Source organism: Vreelandella xerophytica (assembly GCF_968048975.1).
In genome coordinates this window covers 1,319,580-1,339,121 of sequence record NZ_OZ309106.1, presented here as the reverse complement: position 1 = coordinate 1,339,121, position 19,542 = coordinate 1,319,580, and the positions used below count along the sequence as shown (strand labels likewise).

Sequence of the window (19,542 nt, the reverse complement as noted above, 5' to 3'; positions counted from 1 at the left end):
CGATGTTTCTCCTAAAGGAACAGGGCGATCAGCATGTCCAGCAGCTTGATGGCAGGGAACGGCAGCAGCAGCCCGCCGAGCCCATAGATGAGCAGATTGCGACGCAGAAGCTCCGTGGCCGAGGCAGCCTTGACCGACACCCCGCGCAGGGCGAAGGGGATCAGCGCAGGAATGGTCAGCGCATTGAACAGCACCGCGGCCAGCACCGCCGAGGTGGGCGAGTGCAGATTCATCACATCCAGCACGCCAAGCGCTGGAATGCTCGCGGCAAACAGAGCCGGGAGAATGACGAAGTACTTGGCAACGTCGTTGGCCAGCGAAAACGTGGTCAGCGCCCCCCGGGTCACCAGCAGCTGCTTGCCGATTTCCACCGCACTGATCAGCTTGCCGGGGTCGGAGTCCAGATCCACCATGTTGGCGGCTTCGCGGGCGGCCTGAGTGCCCGAGTTCATCGCCAGACCAAGATCGGCCTGGGCAAGCGCGGGCGCATCATTTGTACCATCCCCTACCATGGCCACCAGGCGGCCGCTAGCCTGCTCTTCGCGAATCAGCGCCAGCTTGCGCTCCGGGGTCGCCTCGGCAATGTAGTCATCCACCCCTGCCGTGGCGGCAATCGCCGAGGCGGTGATCGGGTTGTCGCCGGTGATCATGACCGTCTTGATGCCCATGGCACGCAGCTCGGCAAACTTCTCTGCAATACCGCTCTTGATCACGTCAGACAGTGCCACCACGCCCAGAAGTTGCTTGCCTTCGGCCACGGCGATGGGCGTGGCGCCGTCTCGGGAAATACGCGCAATCACCTGCTCGTAGTCGCCGGGTATCTCGCCGCCCTGCGCCGTCACCCAGGCGGCGATGGCGTTGGGTGCCCCTTTGCGCAGCGTGCGTCCGCTCGTCAGGTCAACGCCGGATAGCCGGGTCTGTGCGCTGAAGGCTTCAAACGTGGCGCCGTCGGCCTCTTCACTGAGCTGACTATCCACGCCCTGCTCGGTGGCAAGCGCGACAATCGAGCGGCCTTCCGGGGTCGGGTCGTCCAGTGAGGTCAAAAACGCCACGTCGCGCAGGCGCTGACGCGATACCTGCTGGCAGGGGGCAAACTCCGTGGCACGGCGATCTCCCAGGGTAATGGTGCCGGTCTTGTCCAGCAGCAACGTGTCGATGCTGCCGGCAATCTCGACGGCCTTGCCCGACTTGGCCACCAGGTTGGCGCGCAGGGCGCGCTCCATGCCGGCAATGCCGATGGCCGGCAGCAGGCCACCGATGGTGGTGGGAATCAAACATACCAGCAGCGCCACCAGCATCACCGTGGACGTTTCCACGCCGACAAAGGCGGCCATGGGTACCAGTGTCACCACCACGATCAGAAACACCAAGGTGAGCATGGCCAGCAGCACCGACAGCGCCAGCTCCGAAGGCGTCTTCTGGCGGCTGGCTCCTTCGACCAGGGCAATCATGCGATCCAGCAGCGACTCGCCGGGGTTGGCGCTCACTTCGATGATCAGCTGATCCGACAGCACCTTGGTACCCGCGCTGACACCGCTGTTATCGGTACCGGCTTCGCGCAGTACCGGGGCGGACTCGCCGGTCACTGCAGACTCGTTGATCGACGCGGCGCCCTCTACGATATCGCCATCGGCTGGAATCAGCTCCCCGGCTACGACCTTTACCCTGTCGCCGCGGCGCAGAGAATCGGCGGACACGGGGTTGATCGAACCATCGGCATCAAGCTTCTGCGCGGTGAGTTCTCCCTTGGTCTTGCGCAGTGCCCCGGCGTGCGCCTTGCCGCGTGACTCCGCCAGCGACTCCGCGCCGGTGGCGAACAGCACCGTGGCCAGCAGCAGCAGCGCAATGGCCAGGGCAAAGCCACCGTTTTCACCCTGGGCAAAGGCCACGGGGGTCAGCGCAAAGCACACCACGGTGCCAATGGCGACCACCGCCATGACGGGATTACGAGCCAAAAGCCGCGGTGCGAGTCCCTTGAGCGCCCCGATGACGACCTGCCCCACGGGCAGCGAACGGCGCGGCTTGCTGGCTAACTGTGTATCTGACATCTCGTTTCTCCTAGAAGCCCTGCACGACGGCTTCGGCAATGGGACCCAGCACCAATGCCGGCAAAAAGCCCAGCAGATTGACAATCACGATCACCCCGGCAGTCAGCCCCATGAAGGCAGGACTATCCATGGGTAGCGTCCCCCGGCCAGCGGGAGCGGTGCGCTTGCCTGCAAGCCACCCGGCCACGGCTAACGGTACCAGCATGGGCAGGAAACGACCCACCAGAAGAGCGACAACGCAGGCCAAGTTCCACCAAGGCGTATCGTCCCCCAACCCCTCGAAGCCAGAGCCGTTGTTGGCGAATGCCGAGGTAAATTCGTAGAGCACCTGAGACAGGCCGTGAAAACCAGGATTTGAGGTCTGCGCAGTGCCGGGCATGGCAACCGTCAGCGCCGAAAGCCCTAGAATGATCAGCGGCTGAGCGAGGATGGCCAGAGATATCCAGCGCATCTCGCGGGTTTCCAGAGGCTTGCCGAAAAGCTCCGGCGCCCGTCCGACCATCAACGAGCCCACGAAAGCGGCCAGCATCAGGTAGAGAAGAAAACCGATCAGCCCCACGCCCACGCCCCCAAAAGTGACGTTCACGAACATATCCATCAGCAGCATCATGCCGCCCATGGGGTTGAAGCTATCGTGCATGGCGTTGACCGAGCCGTTGGAGGTCTGGGTCGTCCAGCTGCCCCAAAGTGCGGACAGGTCCGTGCCGAAACGCAGCTCCTTGCCCTCCAGGTTGGCCCCGGGCTGGGAAAGCTCGATCAGCGCGGCGTTGGGCATCCGTTCGGAGTAGACCACCACCGAAGTGGAGACAAGCGAGAACACCAGCATCACCGCCCCCACCCCCAGCATGAGCCGCCGACGACCGCTGATCAGGGCAATGGCAAACAGAAGCGCCACCGGAATCAGGGTAAGTGAGGCGGTTTCAATCACGTTGGCAACCGGCGTGGGGTTCTCGAGCGGCACGCTGGAGTTGGGCCCGTACCAGCCACCACCGTTGGTGCCCAGCTGTTTGATGGCGACCATGGAGGCCACCGGCCCGAGCGGAATGGACTGTACCTCCTCGACCTGGGGATCCAGCATTTCAACCTGAGGCGCCGCCTGATAGCTTGCTGGTACGCCCTGCCAGGTGAGCAGCAGCGCCACCACGACGGCCAGGGGCAGCAGAACGCGTACCACGCCGCGGGTCAGGTCCTGGTAGTAGTTGCCCACTCCTTTCAGCACGCTGGCGCCGCGCTTGATCAACAGCGTGCGCGCGATTGCCACCAGCACCGCAAGCCCCGTAGCCGGGGTCAGAAACTGCAGCGTGACAATCGCGAGCGTCTGGCTCAGGTGTGAAAGCTGCGCCTGGCCCGAGTAGTGCTGCTGGTTGGTGTTGGTCGCAAACGATACCGCCGTATGCAGCGCGGTGTCCCAGGGCATACCGGCGATACGATCCGGGTTCAACGGCAGCACGCCCTGGAACATGAACACAAGCCAGGCCATCAGGATCAGCCCCACGTGCAGCTTCAAAATCGCCAGCGCATAGGCCTGCCAGCTCATGCGCTGGTGACTTTTGATACCCGCCAGGCGGTAGATAGGTGTTTCGATGACGGCGAACAGCGTATCCATTCGGGTTCGCCTGCTCCCCAGCGCCCGCCCAATGTAGAGCCCCAGTGGCACGCTCAAAAGTGCCACCAGTGCGTAAATGGCGATCATGTCGTTCATGGCGATCTCCTAGAAACGCTCGGGGCAGATTAATGCGTAGAACAGATACGTGGCCGTAACCGTCGCGATGATCAGCAGTACAATATTCATCAATACGCCTCCTGTGATTGACCCAACGAGCATAAGAAGTGCAGGCGTAAAAATTCGATGCCGTTTGGGGCGTCAGGCGTTAAAAAGACGTAAAAAAACGCCATTCAAGGCGTTTTTAGTGAGGTTGCAGGCCGGGCGCCCTCGACAGCTTCCCCGCGGATAGGGGACTATCAAGCCTCTTGTTGCTTAAGTGGGTTTCCCCCAGATGAAAATCATCATTCTCGGCGCCGGCCAGGTCGGCGGCACCCTGGCCGAACATCTCGCTCGTGAAGAGAACGATATCACCGTGGTGGACACGGACGCGGCCAAGCTGCGTGAGCTGCATACCAAGCTCGATATTCGCACCGTCACCGGCGCCGGTTCCTACCCCATCGTGCTGCGCCAGGCCGGCTGCGAGGATGCCGACATGCTGATCGCGGTGACCAACTCCGACGAAGTCAACATGATCGCCTGCCAGGTCGCCCATACCCTGTTTCGTACCCCCACCAAGATCGCTCGGGTTCGCGCCACGCCGTATCTGACCCGCAAGGGCCTGTTCGCCCACGAGGCCATTCCCATCGATGTGCTGATCAGCCCCGAACAGGTGGTCACCGACCACGTGCGCCGGTTGATCGAGCACCCCGGTGCCCTTCAGGTGCTCGAGTTCGCCGGCGGGCTCGTGCAGCTGGTCGCGGTGAAGGCGTTCTACGGCGGTCCGCTGGTGGGCCAGGATCTGGCCTTTCTGGGCCGCCACATGCCGAGTGTGGATACCCGGGTGGCGGCGATCTACCGGCGCAACCGGCCGATCATTCCCCGGGGCGACACGGTCATCGAGGCCGACGATGAAGTGTTCTTTCTCGCCGCAAGGCGCGACATCCGCGCGGTGATGAGCGAGCTTCGACGGGTCGAGCGGGGCTTTCGCCGGGTGGTGATCGCCGGCGGCGGCAACATCGGCGAGCGCCTGGCCGAGCACCTCGAGCACAGCCACCAGGTCAAGATCATCGAGCACAGCCTCGAGCGCTGCACCACTCTCTCCGAGCGGCTGAACCGCACCGTGGTGCTTCACGGCAGCGCCACCAGCAAGCGGCTTCTGGAAGAGGAGAACATCGAGGATTGCGACATCTTCTGCGCGCTGACCAACGACGACGAGGTGAACATCATGTCGTCGCTGCTCGCCAAGCGTCTGGGGGCCAAGAAGGTGCTCACGCTGATCAACAACGCCGCCTACGTGGACCTGGTCCAGGGCGGCGATATCGATATCGCGATCTCGCCCCAGCAGGCGACCATCGGCAGCCTGCTGACCCACGTGCGCCGAGGGGATATCGTCAACGTGCACTCGCTCAGACGGGGGGCGGCGGAGGCCATCGAAGCCATCGCCCACGGCGACAGACACTCGTCCAAGGTGGTGGGCCGGGCGGTGCGCGATATCGACCTGCCCGAGGGCACGACCATCGGGGCGATCGTGCGCGGCAAGGAGGTGATCATCGCCCACGGCGAGGCGGTGGTGGAAAGCGGCGATCACGTCATTCTGTTCGTGATCGACAAGCGCCGGATCCGCGACGTGGAACGGCTTTTCCAGGTCGGCTTGAGCTTTTTCTAACCGCTAGATTTCCACCGCCCGGCCGATGTACTCGATCGGCCCGGTGGGCAGGCCGGTAGGCGAGCCGGTGTCGTCTTCCAGGGTCAGCTCGAAAAGCTGGTTGTCCTCGAGCGGCGGCAGTGTGTCCAGGTTCAGGCGTACAGGCTCGCCCGGCGCCACCAGGCCAAGGGACACCGGCGACTGCCAGTCGTCGGCCTTGGTCCAGAACTCCAGCGCCTTGCCTTCGGGAACGTCAAACGCGCCCAGTGGAATCAGCTCGATCTGCTGGCGGTTGGCGGCCTGAACCACCCAGCCGGCAGACTGGTTCTGCGGGGCGAGCAGCACCACCATGTATTGTGGCGTAGAAGGACCTTCGGGCTGCAGCAATAAAAGCGCAGCCATCAATACGGTGGCGGCGATGCCTGCACCTGCCGCGGCGCGCCAAAGGGCAACGCGCTGCCAGAGGCCGGCAGAGGCAACGGGCGCTGGTTGGCGGCGCTCGTCCAGGCTTCGCTGAATACGCGGCCATAGAAAATCGCTGGGGGGCAAGGGTTCGGTCAGCGCGTTGTAGGGGAAGAAACGCTCTTCCCAATCGAGCACCGCCTGCTCCAGCGCGGGGTCGTTCTTCAGCCGCGCTTCAAAGGCCTGGCGTTCGGTAAAAGGGAGCGTACCCAGGACGTATTCGCCCGCCTGGGCGTGCTTGTCGTCATTCTCGGTGGGCGCTTTCATGCCATACACTCCCGTAAACGCACCAGGCTTCGCTTGATCCAGGCCTTGACCGTGCCCAGTGGTGCCCCCGTATGGGCGGCAATTTCTGCATGACTTAAACCATCGACATAGGCCTGGAGCACGCAGTTGCGTCGTTCGGCTTCAAGCTCTTTTAAACATTCGTCCATTCGCTGACCGGTCTGCCAGTCGAAAACGTCCTCGGTCTGCCCTTGCGGGGGTGAGTCGTCCTCAAGCTGCAGAGCATCCGCGTCGAATTCACCGTGCGTTATCCTGTCACGCTGGCGAATGGCGTTCAGGGCCAGATGACGGGCAATACTGAAAATCCAGGTGCGGGCGCTGCCCTTGTCCGGGTCAAAGGTATCGGCACGCTGCCAGATGTTGATAAAGGCATCATGAACGATATCCTCCGCCATGCCGCGGTCCTTGACCATTCGGCGTACCACGCCGAGCATGCGCGCCCCTTCCTGGCGGTAGAGTGCATGAAGCGCATCGTGCTCGCCGCGGGCGCAGCGAACCAACGTATCGGCGTAATCGAATTCTTGAGTGTTATCAGACACGTCCTTGCTCCCTCGTAACGCGCCGATTCAACCCCTCGTGCGCTGAGGTAGCATAACGACTAAGGGCCCGCGATACGAGCCCTTAGTTTTACTGAGGCGAAGACCAGCGTGCCTCAATGAAAGGCAGGCGGTCGAGCTTACTCAGCAGTCCAGAAAACGTAGTCAGCCTGGTAGGTTACGATGGCAGTCGCGCCTTCGTGATCCGAGTCGCAGGCCATGTCCGGCGCCACACCACCTTCGGTGTTCAGGCGCTGAATATAGGTGACACCGTTCATGTCGCCTTCGCCTTCAGCCGGGTTGGCTTCAACCAGCTGAAGCGGAATGTTGTCGTCACCGTTATCGGCGGTGGCAAGCTGGGTGCCGGTCACTTTGGAGCCGTCCATCGCTTCCCAGGTAGCGGGCGGGCCGTAGTAGCTGCCTACCTGGTTGTCGTCGCTGTCGTTGAGCGCAGCGCTCGGGCCCTTGAATACCCATTCGACGTTGCCGGCGTCGTTGGTTTCACACATGTACTTGATAGTGCCAACGCCGACGGTTTCGAGGACGATGGTGTTGCCGTCCGGTACCTGGACGTCCTCTGGTGTATCGGCCAGAGCAGCGTGACTGAAGGATGCGATCAAGGCAGTGGCTAACGTGGCACGCGTAAGGTGTTGGATAGTCATTTCAGTCTCCTTAAAGGGTTATTATCAACCGCACTTGTCGGCGGCTGTATAAGGGATACACACGAGCCGCCGATTTGGATGCAGATTTTTTAAAATTTATTTCGTCCGGCTTTTAAGGCGCCTTTCCTTTTAGCGAATCTTTCTGGCTCACAGATACAAAAAAGCCGTGGCAAGCCACGGCTTCATCACGCGTGGACGGGATCAGGCGGCGACGCGCTGCATCGCAAGCGCGGTATCAAGCATACGGTTGGAGAAGCCCCACTCGTTGTCGTACCAGGCCATGATTTTCACCAACCGTCCGTTCACCCGGGTGTGGTTGGCGTCAAAGGTGGACGAGTTCGCATCGTGGTTGAAATCGATGGAAACCAGGGGCTGCGCATTGACCGCCAACACTTTCGAGTCGGCCGCTGCCTTTTCCATGATGGCGTTGATCTCCTCCTTGGTGGTATCGCGCCCGGCCGTGAAGGTCAGATCCACCAGAGAAACGTTGATCACCGGCACGCGAACTGCCAGACCGTCGAACTTGCCATCGAGTTCCGGCAGTACCAGGCCCACCGCTGCCGCCGCACCGGTCTTGGTCGGGATCATCGAGTGCGTGGCACTGCGCGCCCGGTAAGGGTCCGAATGATACACATCCGATAGATTCTGATCGTTGGTGTAGGCGTGAACGGTGGTCATCAGGCCGTTTTCGATTCCTACGGCATCATTGAGTGCCTTGGCCACCGGCGCCAGGCAATTGGTGGTGCAGGATGCGTTGGAAACCACCTTGTGCTCGGCGGTCAAGGTATCGTCATTGACGCCGAACACGATGGTAGCGTCGGCATCCGGACTCGGCGCTGAAATCAGCACGCGACCGGCACCGGCCTCGATATGCCTGGCAGCGGCGTCACGCTTGGAGAAAAGCCCCGTGCACTCCATCACCAGGTCCACGCCCAGCGCTTTCCAGGGCAGGTTCGAAGGGTCACGTTCGGAACAGATGGCGATACGGTCGCCGTCTACCGTGATGCTTTGCTCGTCATGCTCCACGGCGAAAGGAAAGTGGCCGTGAACCGTATCATGGCGCAGCAGGTGGGCATTGAGCGATGCTTCGCCCAGGTCATTGATCGCCACGACCTCGATACGGTCGCGGTAGCCGTTTTCATAAAGTGCGCGCAATACGTTGCGGCCGATGCGGCCAAAACCGTTGATGGCAACTTTAATGCTCATGGGGCACCTCGCTTGGCTAATTGAGTCACTACTTGCATGACGATTCAAGAAAAGCGGCTTGAAGCGACAAGAAAATACGAAGTCGGTAAAAAAATTACAAGAATGTGGCAAAAAGTAACTTTTCGGTCGTTTAAAGGCGAATAAGCGCGCGCTGTAACGGCCTTCTGCCCTATATGTAGTAAAATTACTATAAAAACGCTATCTTAGTCCAATAGTTAATGGCTGATGGTCAATGGCTGCTTGATCAGCGGTGACCATCGTGCAAAGCGCCAGCCGACGTTCACCAAGGAGCCGTCCTCATGAGCATTACTGCACCCTATACCCCCTTACGTCGCACCAAAATCGTGGCAACGCTCGGACCCGCCAGCGACCGCCCGGGTGTGCTCGAGGCCATGCTCGAGGCAGGAGTCGACGTGGTGCGCCTCAACTTCTCTCATGGCTCTGGCGAAGATCATCGGCGCCGTTTGAAGGAAGTACGGGAAATTGCTGCCCGGCTCAACCGGAGCGTTGCCGCGCTTGGTGACCTTCAGGGCCCTAAAATTCGTATCGCTCGTTTTATCGAAGGCTTCGTTACCTTGAAGGTAGGCGATCCGTTCATTCTGGACATGGCACTCGATAGTCAAAGTGGCACCGCCGAGCGCGTGGGCTGCGACTACACGGCGCTGATCGACGACGTGGCCCCGGGCGACCGGCTATTGCTGGACGATGGCCGCGTGGTTCTGGATGTTACCGCCATTCAAGGCCAGCAAGTTCATACCAGTGTGTACGTTGGCGGCAAGCTCTCCAATAACAAGGGTATCAATAAACAGGGCGGCGGCCTCTCTGCCCCGGCGCTGACCGAAAAGGATAAAGAGGATCTCAAGACTGCCGTGGCCATCGGGGTCGATTACCTGGCGGTGTCGTTTCCGCGCAGCGCCGCTGACATGCACGAAGCCCGGGCGCTTCTCGGCGAGGAGGGCCGTGAAATTGGCCTGGTCGCCAAGCTGGAGCGCGCCGAGGCGGTTGCCGACGACGAAACGCTGGATGGCATTATCGTGGCAAGCGAGGCGGTCATGGTGGCCCGGGGGGATCTAGGCGTTGAGATCGGCGATGAAGCGCTGATCGGCACGCAAAAGCGCATCATCAAGCACGCCCGCACGCTCAACCGGGCGGTGATTACCGCCACGCAAATGATGGAGTCGATGATCGAGTCACCCCTGCCCACCCGGGCCGAGGTTTTCGACGTGGCCAACGCCGTGCTGGACGCCACCGATGCGGTCATGCTCTCTGCCGAGACCGCTGCGGGCGACTACCCGGTGGAAACCATCGAGGCCATGGACCGGGTATGCCTGGGCGCCGAGCGCGAGCGCATTGCCCAGTCCTCCGGTCACCGCATGCACGAAGGCTTCGAGCGTATCGACGAAACCATTGCACTTTCCGCCATGTACGCCGCCAACCACTTGACCGGCGTGCGCGCCATTGCCTGCATGACCTCGACAGGCTATACCCCCTTGATCGCCTCACGGATTCGTTCGGCGCTGCCCATCGTAGGCCTTGCCCACAGCCCGATTGCCCAGCGGCGAATGGCGCTTTATCGCGGCGTGGTCTCGATCCCCTTCGATACCTCCGACATGGAAGCGGCTGATGTGAACCGCCAGGCCCTTGAACTACTCAAGGCCCGGGGATTGGCGCGCCCGGGCGAGCATGTCATTCTTACCCGGGGCGATCACATGAACGCTCACGGTGGCACCAACACGATGAAGGTTCTCGTGGTGGACGCCTAGGCGGCATACCTCGACTAGAACAACCAGGAGACACTTCCATGTTTGATGCGCGCCCACCCCGCCAGGCCACGCGCCGGCTTGCCGCTAAAAAGCGTATCGCGCTGATTGCCCACGATGGCAAGAAAAGCGAACTGCTCGAATGGGCGGGCCGCTGGCAGCAAACCTTGAGCGAGCACACCCTGCTGGGGACCGGCACTACGGCCCGGCGGCTGAAAAGTGCGCTGGGACTCGAAGTGGAAGGCCTGATGAGCGGCCCGCTCGGGGGCGATCAGCAGATCGGTGCGCGTATCGCCGAACAGCGCCTGGATATTCTGGTCTTTTTCTGGGACCCCTTCGCCCCACAGCCCCACGACCCGGACGTCAAGGCATTGCTGCGCCTGGCCGCGCTTTGGAACGTGCCGGTGGCCTGCAACGCGGCAAGTGCCGATTTCATGCTCTCCTCGAGCTACATCGACCAGGAGTACGCCATGATGATTCCCGATGCCGAGGCCTGGGCTCAGGCGCGCACACCGGAACCCGCCACGCAGTCGTGAATGTAAGGATGATTCAAGACACCTGCCGGGTGCGCAGGTTACGCGCCACCACCTGACGGCCGGCCTGAACGCGACCTTCGATGGCGCCCAGCGCGCAGTCCAGTGTGCACTGAGCCATGCGCTCGTAATCCTGCGCGACGGTATTGACCGGTTGAGGCAGGAAATCCAGCAGCCGATGATCGCCAAAGGTGGCGAGCCTGAGCCCTTGAGGTAGCCCGCCGCGCTGCAAGAAGTGGTCGAAGACCCCTTCCAGCAACGAATAAGAGGCGGTGATGATCGCATCTACCTGCCCGCTTTCGCCATAAAGCCGAGCGACAAGCGCTGCCCCTTCACTGCGCTCGTAGCGGCTGGCGCACAGAACCTGCCCCGCTGCCCCGCACTCGTTCATTACCGCTTCGAACCCGGCGCGGCGTTCACGGCTGATCGAGAGCGCCGGCATCGCGTCGATCCAGGCAACCCGCCGAGTCGTGTCGTCGACGACCGAGCGGGTCAGCTTTTGCGCCGCTTCGAAGTCATCGCCTACCACGCTTGCAAAGCGCTCGGCCGCGAGCCCCCGGTCGACGCCCACGATACGCCATCCCTCATCGGCAAGTTCCGAGTAGAAAGGGTCATCCGGATTCAGGCAACTGGCGGTAATCAGTACTTCACAGCGCTGGGCCCGTAGTGCCAGGGCAAGGGCGCGCTCGCTCTCGGCGCCGTCATCCGAGCTTGCCACCAGAAGCTGATAGCCCCGCTCCCGCGCGCCCCGCTCAAGGCGCTTGGCCAGCCGGGCGTAGCTCATGTTCTCGAGATCTGGCACGATCAGCCCGATCAGCCGGCTGGCCCCGCGGCGAAGCGCGGCCGCTTGAGGGTCGATGTGATAGCGATGCGCGCGCACCACCGCCAGCACTTTTTCGATGGTGGCGGCACTGATGCGGCGCTGCGCTGCCTGACCGTTGATGACATAGCTGGCAGTGGTGCGCGAGACGCCGGCGAGCCGGGCGATATCGGCAAGTGTCATGTTGTATCCTCACATTAAGCCCCATGAGTGTACCAGCGCCTTGACTAAGCCCCCACCAAAGTCTAAAAACACACCCCTTGTGCCTTGTGGTGAATCGTTTCAGCATGATCACCATCAACTACGGGCATCGTTCAATCCCGAAAGCGCGGCGCTGGGTCACCTTTTTTGTTACCGCCGGGCCATCAACGGACTCGTCTTTACAGGAGAATTGCATGCTCACACTGGGCCCGAATGACATCTTGCTCAGCCGCCAGGCGGATACCTGGCAAGCAGCGCTGGATGAAGCCGCCCGGGTGCTGGCTGACGCAGGGCTGGTGGAACCCGGCTATCGTGACGGCCTGCATGCCCGTGAAGCGCAGTCGTCCACCTATCTTGGTAATGCCATTGCCATTCCCCACGGCACGCCGGAAAGCCGCCGGCATGTCATGAAAACCGGCGTGCGCGTCCTGCAGTTTCCAGAAGGCATCGAGTGGCACGACGGCAATCGTGTTTTTGTGCTGGTCACCATTGCCGCGCAGAACGACGAACACCTGGATATCCTGCGCGCACTGACTCACGTGCTGGACCGCGACGGTGTGGCGGACGCCCTCGCGGCGGCCGGCTCGGCGGACGAGGTGGCCCGCCTGCTGTCCAAGAGCGTTGCAACGCCAAAGCTTGATAGCGACACCCTGTGCCTGCAGTTTCCCGCCCAGAGCGCCCAGGAACTCGCCCTGGCCGCCGCTGCCCGGCTGCGCCAGAGCGGCTGTGTGGATAACCGCTTCATTGCCGATATCGCCGACAGGCCGCCGGTATGGCTGGGCGATGGTTACTGGCTTGCCAGCAGCGCAAGTGGTGTCGGACAGCCCGCGCTTGGCGTGGCCACCCCCGCGGATCACCACCTGGAAGAGAACGGCCATGCCCTGCATGGGCTTTTCTGCCTGGCGGCCCAGGGCAGCGACCATCGCCCGCTTCTCGAACAGCTTCAACAGGTGCTTGAAAACGGCAACAGCCAGGCGCTGCTGGGCGCTCACGCCTCGCAGGTGCTGGCAAGAATGGCCGGTGAAACTGCCAATACCCACACCCTGCGCGTACGCGTGCTCAACCCTCACGGTTTGCACGCCCGCCCGGCCAAGCAGTTGGTGCAGGTGGCCCGCGCCCAGCCAGTGGCAATCAACGTGCGCCTGGAAGAAGGTAGCCCCGCAAGCGTTTCTGCCGCCAGCCTGACCAAGGTGATTGGCCTCGGTGCGCGGCGTGGCCAGTGGCTGGTGCTTTCCGGCGAAGGCAGCCAGGCCCCGCAAGCGCTTGACGAAATCGCAAAGGCCATCGAGAACGGTCTGGGTGAAAAGGTCTCGCCTTTTGATAGTGGCCGCGAGCGCCCAGCGCATCAGCAAACCACTCAGGAACCGGCGATCGAGCCGCTGGCCGCGGACACGCCGCATACCGCCATTGCCGCCTCGCCGGGCCTGGCGATCGGCCCGGTCTTCGTGATGCGTCCCCAGCAGTTTGACTACGCCGAGCATGCCGCCAACCCGGACCGCGAACTCGGCCGCCTGCACAATGCCATTGCCGAAGGCGTCGCGCAGCTTGAAGCGCTGGTGCGCAACGCCCCGGGCGGCGAAGTGGCAGACATTCTCTCCATGCACGAAGAGATGCTCGACGACCCGGAGCTGCATCGCGCCGCAGAAGACGCCATTCGTGAAGGCCGCTCGGCAGAGGCCGCCTGGTGGGATGCCATCGACACCGCCGCCCACGCCCAGGAGATGCTGGCCGACCGGCTGCTGGGCGAGCGCGCCGCCGACCTGCGCGATGTCGGCCGCCGGGTGCTAAGCATCTTGTGTGATGTCACGCTGCCCGAACCGCCGGAGCATCCTTATATTCTGGTGATGGACGATATCGGCCCCTCGGACGTGGCCCGTCTGGATACCTCGCGAGTGCGTGGTCTTCTGACCGAGCGCGGCGGCGCCACGGCGCATAGCGCTATTCTCGCCCGCGCGCTGGGCATCCCGGCGGTGGTGGGTGCTGGGAAGGCGGTCATGGCGCTCGACAACGCCAGCATGATGATTCTGGATGGCGAGCGCGGCCGGGTGATTCCCTCACCCAGTGAAGAGCGCCTGCAACGCGCCGAGCAGAACCTGCTGGACCTTCAGCGCCGCGAAGCCGATGCCTGGGAGCGGCGCTTTGAAGCCGCGCAAACCCGCGACGGCCACCCGGTCGAGGTAGCCGCCAACCTGGGCAACACCGCCCACGCCGAAGACGCTGTCGAGCGCGGCGCCGAAGGGGTGGGTCTGCTGCGTACCGAGTTTCTGTTCATGGCGCACTCGAGCGCCCCAAACCTTGCCACGCAAACCGCCGAGTACCGTCAGGCGCTCGATGCCTTGAACGGACGCCCGTTGGTGGCGCGCACGCTGGACGTGGGCGGCGACAAGCCGCTGCCCTACTGGCCCGTGCCCCAGGAAGACAATCCGTTCCTTGGCTTGCGCGGCATCCGCCTGGCCCTGACCGAGCCCGAGATGCTGGAAACCCAGCTGCGCGCGCTGTTGATGGCTGCTGCCCCGGTTGCCGACGCAAGCGCCCGGCGGCTGCGTATCATGCTGCCCATGGTCAAGGACGTGGCCGAGTTCCGCGCCGCCAAGGCGATCTTCGAGCGCCTGCTGGCCGAAATACCCCTCAATGAGCGGGCAACCGATGTACAGCTTGGGGTGATGATCGAGATTCCCTCCAGCGCCCTGCTGGCCCCGAGCCTTGCCGCCGAAGTGGATTTCTTCTCCATCGGCACCAACGACCTGACCCAGTACACCCTGGCGATCGACCGCGGCCACCCGGCGCTTTCCGCCCAGGCCGATGGCCTGCACCCGGCAGTGCTGCGCCTGATTCAAATGACCGTCGAGGCCGCCCACGCCCAAGGGAAATGGGTAGGTGTCTGCGGCGAGCTTGCCTCCGACTCTGCCGCCATCCCGGTGCTGGTAGGCCTTGGCGTCGACGAGCTTTCCGTCAGCGCGCGGCAGATTCCGATGGTGAAGGCGCGCCTGCGTGAATTCGACCTGTTGGATGCCCAGTCAAGCGCCCAACTGGCGCTTGCGCAGGCCACCAGCATCGATGTGCGCGACGCGCTGGAGGTCCGCTGATGGCTCGCGTAGCGTGTATTACTCTCAATCCCGCGCTGGATCTCGCCTTCGCGCTCGATACGCTGACGCTGGGGGCCGTCAACCGCCCACAGCACGCCCAGCTGGAAGCCGCCGGCAAGGGCGTCAACGTGGCCCGCGTGCTGGCAGCGCTTGGCCACGATGTGGTGGTCAGCGGTTTTCTGGGCCGCGATAACGACGGCCCCTTCCAGCGCGCCTTTCAGCAGATGGGCGTGATTGATGCGTTTGTGCGCGTGCCGGGTGAAACGCGCATCAATGCCAAGCTGGCGGAAAAGAGCGGCCGGGTCACCGATATCAACGGCCCCGGCATCGCGGTCGATGCGAATCAAATGACCAACCTGCTCGCTACTCTGGAGCAGCAGATCACGGACTCCCCCGCCGACGCCGTTCTGGTGGCAGGCAGCCTGCCGCCGGGACTTGGTCTGACGGCCTTCGGCGAGTTTCTGGCCCGCCTGAAGACCACCGGCGTGCCGCTTTGGGTGGATACCAGCGGCGATGCCCTGCTGCGCGCCATCGACATCGCCCCGGAGGCGGTCAAGCCCAACGAGAGCGAGCTTGCCGACTGGGCGGAAGACCCCCTTGAAAGCCAGGAGAGCCGATTGATCGCCACCACGCGGCTTCACCAGGTGGGGGTTCGCCAAGCCCTGCTTTCCGCTGGCGCCGAAGGCGTCATCTGGGTCAATGCCCAAGGGGCGTGGCAGGCAACGCCGCCCAAGGTTCAAGCGGTCAACACCGTGGGCGCCGGTGACACCTTCGTGGCCGGCATGCTGCACGGCCTGCTGAGCGGCCACGCAGAAGAACAGACGCTGCGCTTCGCCACTGCTCTTTCCGCCGAATCCGTCCGCCATGTGGGCGTGGGTAACGCCTGGGCCGATGATTTTTCCTTACTCCTACAACGCACTCGGGTACAGCACCTGCACGTAAGCCGCACCGAGGGAGCTCTGTGATGAACGTTATTCTGATTACCGCCTGCCCCAGCGGCATGGCCACCACCTTCCTTGCCGCCAGGCGTCTGGAGCAGGCGGCCAAGCGCCAGGGGTGGAAGGTACACGTTGAAATGCACAGCGAGCTGGCGCCGGTGGATGCCCCGAGCGCCGAGCAGATCAGCCAGGCCGACTTGATCGTGGTGGCAGCCGACCATGTACCAACCCCCGCACGCTTTGCCGACAAGCGTCTCTACCAGGCGTCCATTGCCCAGGCGCTGCCTGATCCAGAGGCATTTCTGGCCACCGCCAAGCGCGAGGCGCCGCTTTACACGCCCCCGGAAACCGCCTCGACAAGCGTCGCGGCAAGCCCCGGCGGTCAGCGCATAGTGGCCGTCACCGCCTGCCCCACCGGTGTTGCCCACACTTTCATGGCCGCGCAAGCGCTGATCGATGCGGGTAAAGCGCTGGGCCACTCGATTCGCGTGGAAACTCAAGGCTCGGTGGGCGCGCAGGATAAGCTCACCGATGAGGAGATCAAAGCGGCGAACGTGGTGATCCTCGCCTGCGATATCGAAGTCGATCCGACTCGCTTCACGGGCAAACGGGTATATCGCACCTCGACCGGGTCGGCGCTGAAGAAATCGCGAGCGACCATCGAAGCGGCCCTGGCACAGGCAAGCGTGGAGGGGGCCGACGCCACGCCCCACGCGAATGAGGGCAAGAGCCTCAAGGAAAAAGGCGTTTACAAGCACCTTCTGACCGGCGTTTCGTTCATGCTGCCCATGGTGGTAGCAGGCGGGTTGATCATCGCACTGTCGTTTGTCTTCGGTATCGAGGCGTTTGAAGAGCCGGGTACATTAGCCGCCGCGCTGATGCAGATCGGCGGCAGCGCCATGGGGCTGATCGTGCCGGTGCTGGCAGGCTATATCGCCTACTCCATTGCCGACCGGCCAGGGATAGCCCCGGGGCTGATCGGCGGCATGCTCGCCGCCGACATCGGCTCCGGCTTCATCGGCGGTATTCTCGCGGGCTTTCTGGCGGGCTACGTGGCGCTGGCCGTCACTCGTTTCGTCAAGCTGCCCTCGAGCGTCGAGTCGCTCAAACCCATTCTGATCATTCCCTTCGCAGCAAGCCTTGTGACCGGCCTGGTCATGGTGTACATCATCGGCGAGCCGGTGGCCGCACTTCTCGGGGCGCTGGAGAACTATCTTGCCTCGCTGGATTCCACCAACGCGGTCATCCTGGGGCTTTTGCTGGGCACGATGATGTGCGTCGATCTGGGCGGGCCAATCAACAAGGCGGCCTACACCTTTGGGGTGGGCCTGATCGCCTCGAACACCTATGGGCCGATGGCCGCAGTGATGGCGGCGGGCATGGTGCCGCCGATCGGCATGGGCATCGCAAGTTTTCTGGCGCGCTACAAGTACGCCGCCGCCGAGCGCGAGGCGGGCAAGGCCTCCTTCGTGCTGGGGCTTTGCTTCATCAGCGAAGGCGCGATTCCGTTCGCCGCCAAGGACCCGCTGCGCGTGATTCCCTGCTGTATCGTGGGCGGCGCGGTGACCGGCGCGCTCTCGATGCTGATCGGGGCGAAGCTCATGGCGCCTCATGGCGGCATCTTCGTGCTGTTGATCCCGGGCGCGATCACGCCGGCATTTCTGTACCTGGGGGCCATCGTCGCGGGCTCCCTGATTACCGGCGTGAGCTACGCCTTTCTCAAGCGCGGCGCCGCTCAGGTCGCCGTGGCCAGCTGATGCACGCGCTGGTATGACGCCGGCCCATCGGATAAAGCGCCTTTCGCACCGTTTTATTACGTCGAAGGCGCTTTTTTTATGGCCACCCATTGTTACCAGCGCGCCTTGATGTAGTATTTTTACATAATAAACAGAGTAAAGGCGCCACGCTTTAACTGCCTCATCGACAAGGAAATTCCACCTCATGTTCCAGCTCACCCGAAGCGTCACCTGGCAGGCCCTCGAACGTCTGCGCGACAAGACCCACAACGACCGCATTCGTGACTACTTCACCCGGGACTCGCAGCGCTTCGAGAAAATGAGCCTGCGCGTGGGCGGGCTGTTTCTGGACTACTCCAAGCACCACGTCTCCGATGAGGTGCTCGCCAAGCTGCTGGAGCTGGCCGACCACTCCGCGCTGGTTCAGCGCCGCGCGCAGATGTTCTCCGGCGACATCATCAACGTCACCGAGAACCGCCCGGTGCTGCACACCGCCCTGCGCAACCTCAGCGATGAGCCGGTATATGTAGACGGCGACGATGTGATGCCGGAAATCACCCGTACCCGCGAACAGATCAAGACGTTTTCGGAAGCGGTGCGCAGCGGCGAGTGGAAAGGTTACAACGGCAAGCGTATCAAGGATGTGGTGAACATCGGCATCGGCGGCTCGGATCTTGGCCCCAACATGGCGGTGCGCGCTCTGCTGAAGTACCGCCACCCGGCGATGCACTTCCACTTCGTCTCCAACGTCGATGGCACCCACATCCAGAAAGTGCTCTCGCGCCTTGACCCGGCCACCACGCTGTTCATCGTCTCGACCAAGACGTTTTCCACCCAGGAAACACTTTTGAACGCCAAGACCGCCCGGCGCTGGTTTCTGGAAAACGCCGGCGAGGACGCGGACGTGGGCGCACACTTCATCGCCGCCTCCACCAACCGCCGCGCCGCCATGGAATTCGGCATTCGCGAAGAGAACGTGTTCGAGTTCTGGGCCTGGGTGGGCGGGCGCTACTCCATGTGGTCATCGATTGGCCTGCCGATTGCGCTCTCCATCGGCTTCGAGGGCTTTATCGAGCTGCTGGAAGGCGCCCACGAGATGGACCGCCACTTCATCGAGGCGCCCTTCTCCCAAAACATGCCGGTGCTGATGGCGCTGATCGGCATCTGGTACATCAACTTCATCGGTGCCGAGACCCAGGCCATCGTGCCTTATGACCAGGCGCTGAACCAGCTGCCGTCGTTTCTGCAGCAGCTGGACATGGAATCCAACGGCAAGTCGGTGGACATCTTCGGCCACCCGGTCAACTACAAGACCGGGCCGATCGTCTGGGGCCAGACCGGCTCCAACGGCCAGCACGCGTTTTTCCAGCTGCTGCACCAGGGCACGCGCTATGTACCCATCGACTTCATCGCCTCGCTCAAACCCGAAAGCGGCATGGAGGAGCACCACTTCGCCCTGCTCACCAACATGCTCGCCCAGGCCAACGCCTTCATGGAAGGCAGCCAAGGAGACGCCCAGGAGCTGAGCCAGGACCCCTACAGCTGCCCCGGCAACCGCCCCTCCAGCACCCTGCTGCTGGACGAACTCACTCCGAAAAACCTCGGCGCGCTGATCGCGCTATACGAGCACAAGGTGTTCGTTCAGGGCGTGATCTGGAACATCAACTCGTTCGACCAGTGGGGGGTGCAGCTGGGCAAGCGCATCGCCGGGGAAATCAGTGAGCGTATTGATACCAATGCGGCGGATTTTGATGCGTCTACGCAGGGGTTGCTGGAGTTGGTGCGGGCGCATTTTTCGGGTGGTGGTACTGAAGATAATAGCCAAGCCGAGAGTGATAAAAAGGTGGATAAGAAGAAAAGCTAGGAAGTTTTAGAAGGCGAGATAAGAGGTAAGTAAAAGCCCTGGCTTAATAAATAGC

Annotated in this window: 15 protein-coding genes; 7 read left to right on the top strand and 8 right to left on the bottom strand. The window is 62.7% G+C overall.

What is annotated here, in order from left to right; translation table 11 throughout:
* Positions 1–11 precede the first annotated feature (11 nt).
* Genes kdpB through kdpF form a run of 3 tightly spaced genes read right to left on the bottom strand, consistent with a single transcriptional unit; the run spans position 12 to position 3,840 of the window.
* On the bottom strand, positions 12–2,048 hold the full coding sequence (gene kdpB, locus ACWF8S_RS06370) for a potassium-transporting ATPase subunit KdpB (RefSeq protein ID WP_447556004.1): 2,037 nt from the start codon (positions 2,046–2,048) through the stop codon (positions 12–14).
* A 10-nt stretch (positions 2,049–2,058) separates the two neighbouring features.
* Positions 2,059–3,750, bottom strand: coding sequence for a potassium-transporting ATPase subunit KdpA (gene kdpA, locus ACWF8S_RS06365; protein WP_447556003.1), 1,692 nt, complete (start codon positions 3,748–3,750; stop codon positions 2,059–2,061).
* 9 nt (positions 3,751–3,759) lie between these two features.
* On the bottom strand, positions 3,760–3,840 hold the full coding sequence (gene kdpF, locus ACWF8S_RS06360) for a K(+)-transporting ATPase subunit F (protein ID WP_106376159.1): 81 nt from the start codon (positions 3,838–3,840) through the stop codon (positions 3,760–3,762).
* Between the two features lie 205 nt (positions 3,841–4,045).
* Here kdpF and trkA point away from each other — a divergent pair, with 205 nt between their 5' ends.
* Positions 4,046–5,419 carry a Trk system potassium transporter TrkA gene (gene trkA, locus ACWF8S_RS06355; RefSeq protein WP_447556001.1) on the top strand — a complete coding sequence of 458 codons (1,374 nt, stop codon included), beginning with the start codon at positions 4,046–4,048 and terminating at the stop codon, positions 5,417–5,419.
* A gap of 3 nt (positions 5,420–5,422) precedes the next feature.
* Here the strand turns inward: trkA and ACWF8S_RS06350 are convergent, their stop codons facing one another.
* The 4 genes from ACWF8S_RS06350 to gap all read right to left on the bottom strand — a co-directional run bounded on the left by ACWF8S_RS06350 (position 5,423) and on the right by gap (position 8,549).
* On the bottom strand, positions 5,423–6,127 hold the full coding sequence (locus ACWF8S_RS06350; RefSeq protein ID WP_447555999.1) for an anti-sigma factor: 705 nt from the start codon (positions 6,125–6,127) through the stop codon (positions 5,423–5,425).
* Positions 6,124–6,684 carry a sigma-70 family RNA polymerase sigma factor gene (locus ACWF8S_RS06345; RefSeq protein WP_447555998.1) on the bottom strand — a complete coding sequence of 187 codons (561 nt, stop codon included), beginning with the start codon at positions 6,682–6,684 and terminating at the stop codon, positions 6,124–6,126. Before ACWF8S_RS06345 ends, ACWF8S_RS06350 begins: the two co-directional genes overlap by 4 nt.
* 137 nt (positions 6,685–6,821) lie before the next feature.
* Entirely contained in the window at positions 6,822–7,343 is a 522-nt protein-coding gene (locus tag ACWF8S_RS06340) for a DUF3455 domain-containing protein (RefSeq protein WP_447555997.1), read from the bottom strand.
* A gap of 201 nt (positions 7,344–7,544) precedes the next feature.
* Positions 7,545–8,549, bottom strand: coding sequence for a type I glyceraldehyde-3-phosphate dehydrogenase (gene gap, locus ACWF8S_RS06335; protein WP_447555996.1), 1,005 nt, complete (start codon positions 8,547–8,549; stop codon positions 7,545–7,547).
* 299 nt (positions 8,550–8,848) lie between these two features.
* On the opposite strand from gap, the gene pyk reads away from it, so the two are divergent.
* Positions 8,849–10,312, top strand: coding sequence for a pyruvate kinase (gene pyk, locus ACWF8S_RS06330; RefSeq protein WP_447555995.1), 1,464 nt, complete (start codon positions 8,849–8,851; stop codon positions 10,310–10,312).
* Positions 10,313–10,350: 38 nt separating this feature from the next.
* A complete protein-coding gene (locus ACWF8S_RS06325) occupies positions 10,351–10,845 on the top strand; it encodes a methylglyoxal synthase (RefSeq protein WP_447555994.1) in 495 nt (164 codons plus the stop codon).
* A gap of 13 nt (positions 10,846–10,858) precedes the next feature.
* On the opposite strand, the gene cra is transcribed toward ACWF8S_RS06325, so the two are convergent.
* Positions 10,859–11,845 (bottom strand): catabolite repressor/activator, encoded by a 987-nt coding sequence (cra, locus tag ACWF8S_RS06320; RefSeq protein WP_447555993.1) that lies wholly within the window; start codon positions 11,843–11,845, stop codon positions 10,859–10,861.
* 212 nt (positions 11,846–12,057) lie between these two features.
* Between cra and ptsP the strand changes: the two genes are divergently transcribed.
* The 4 genes from ptsP (at position 12,058) to pgi (ending at position 19,487) form a co-directional block, all read left to right on the top strand.
* Positions 12,058–14,949, top strand: coding sequence for a phosphoenolpyruvate--protein phosphotransferase (ptsP, locus tag ACWF8S_RS06315; protein ID WP_447555992.1), 2,892 nt, complete (start codon positions 12,058–12,060; stop codon positions 14,947–14,949).
* Positions 14,949–15,914, top strand: coding sequence for a 1-phosphofructokinase (gene pfkB, locus ACWF8S_RS06310; protein ID WP_447555991.1), 966 nt, complete (start codon positions 14,949–14,951; stop codon positions 15,912–15,914). The genes ptsP and pfkB overlap by 1 nt, the downstream gene beginning before the upstream one ends.
* Positions 15,914–17,644: a PTS fructose-like transporter subunit IIB gene (locus ACWF8S_RS06305; RefSeq protein ID WP_447555989.1), complete on the top strand. Its 1,731-nt coding sequence runs from the start codon at positions 15,914–15,916 to the stop codon at positions 17,642–17,644. Before pfkB ends, ACWF8S_RS06305 begins: the two co-directional genes overlap by 1 nt.
* 184 nt (positions 17,645–17,828) lie before the next feature.
* On the top strand, positions 17,829–19,487 hold the full coding sequence (pgi, locus tag ACWF8S_RS06300; protein WP_447555988.1) for a glucose-6-phosphate isomerase: 1,659 nt from the start codon (positions 17,829–17,831) through the stop codon (positions 19,485–19,487).
* Positions 19,488–19,542: the final 55 nt, after the last annotated feature.

What these genes read in the sequence shown, in the direction of transcription:
- kdpB (WP_447556004.1), bottom strand. Translation starts at nt 2,048, where the DNA reads ATGTCAGATACACAGTTAGCCAGCAAGCCGCGCCGTTCGCTGCCCGTG.
- kdpA (WP_447556003.1), bottom strand. Translation starts at nt 3,750, where the DNA reads ATGAACGACATGATCGCCATTTACGCACTGGTGGCACTTTTGAGCGTG.
- kdpF (WP_106376159.1), bottom strand. Translation starts at nt 3,840, where the DNA reads ATGAATATTGTACTGCTGATCATCGCGACGGTTACGGCCACGTATCTG.
- trkA (WP_447556001.1), top strand. Translation starts at nt 4,046, where the DNA reads ATGAAAATCATCATTCTCGGCGCCGGCCAGGTCGGCGGCACCCTGGCC.
- ACWF8S_RS06350 (WP_447555999.1), bottom strand. Translation starts at nt 6,127, where the DNA reads ATGAAAGCGCCCACCGAGAATGACGACAAGCACGCCCAGGCGGGCGAA.
- ACWF8S_RS06340 (WP_447555997.1), bottom strand. Translation starts at nt 7,343, where the DNA reads ATGACTATCCAACACCTTACGCGTGCCACGTTAGCCACTGCCTTGATC.
- gap (WP_447555996.1), bottom strand. Translation starts at nt 8,549, where the DNA reads ATGAGCATTAAAGTTGCCATCAACGGTTTTGGCCGCATCGGCCGCAAC.
- pyk (WP_447555995.1), top strand. Translation starts at nt 8,849, where the DNA reads ATGAGCATTACTGCACCCTATACCCCCTTACGTCGCACCAAAATCGTG.
- ACWF8S_RS06325 (WP_447555994.1), top strand. Translation starts at nt 10,351, where the DNA reads ATGTTTGATGCGCGCCCACCCCGCCAGGCCACGCGCCGGCTTGCCGCT.
- cra (WP_447555993.1), bottom strand. Translation starts at nt 11,845, where the DNA reads ATGACACTTGCCGATATCGCCCGGCTCGCCGGCGTCTCGCGCACCACT.
- ptsP (WP_447555992.1), top strand. Translation starts at nt 12,058, where the DNA reads ATGCTCACACTGGGCCCGAATGACATCTTGCTCAGCCGCCAGGCGGAT.
- pfkB (WP_447555991.1), top strand. Translation starts at nt 14,949, where the DNA reads ATGGCTCGCGTAGCGTGTATTACTCTCAATCCCGCGCTGGATCTCGCC.
- ACWF8S_RS06305 (WP_447555989.1), top strand. Translation starts at nt 15,914, where the DNA reads ATGAACGTTATTCTGATTACCGCCTGCCCCAGCGGCATGGCCACCACC.
- pgi (WP_447555988.1), top strand. Translation starts at nt 17,829, where the DNA reads ATGTTCCAGCTCACCCGAAGCGTCACCTGGCAGGCCCTCGAACGTCTG.